This is a genomic window from Vibrio sp. 2130-1, from assembly GCF_033339515.1.
The window spans coordinates 1-704 of the sequence record NZ_JAWOUT010000272.1; the positions used below are offsets into that span (position 1 = coordinate 1).

Annotated in this window: 1 pseudogene; it reads right to left on the bottom strand. The window is 48.9% G+C overall.

Annotation, left to right across the window (positions count from 1 at the left end):
• A pseudogene (locus R7Q09_RS25685) lies at positions 1-704 on the bottom strand (guanosine-5'-triphosphate,3'-diphosphate pyrophosphatase); the annotation flags it as partial.

Sequence of the window (704 nt, forward strand, 5' to 3'; positions counted from 1 at the left end):
AGTCGATGGTTAGGCCAATTTCGTGCAATTTTGCTGTGGTTTCGAGCAGAACTTTACTTTGAGGCTCAGCAATCCACTCATCGCCACCGGCTTGCTCTAAAAGCTTACCTGCCAGCGTTGCCACTTGTTCACCATATTGGCAATCAAGCTGATAACGGCTTTGCACGCTACAAATGGTGCGAGCACGAATGTCATTTTGACGCAGCTCGTCGACCATTTCATAAACCAAGCCTTCACGCAATGCGCCGCCCGCGAGTGTCATCGCATCTATTTCAAGTAACTCGAAAATCGCGATAAGAATAGACAGGCCGCTAGGGAAGACCAAGGCACGCTCAAGCGTTAAACCTTCGATGTCGAGCTCTTCCAAATGATCGGCTAGCATGGCTTGCTTTTGTAAACGCTTAAGTTTGGAGTGAGTAATTACTTCGTCCATACCCTGCGCCAGCATGATTTCTTGTAGCGCCTGAACGGTACCAGATGCACCTACGCACACATCCCAACCAAGATCGGTGTACTGTTCTAAGATTGGCTTGATGGTTTGCTTTGCGCCTTCAATCGCAGCTTCGAAGTTACGGGCATTCAGTTGGCGATCTTTAAAGAAGTTCTCCAACCATGTCACGCAGCCCATTTTTAGGCTGGTGAGGGCTTTCGCTTCAAAACCTTCGCCAATAATCAGCTCAGTGCTCGCGCCACCAATATCAACC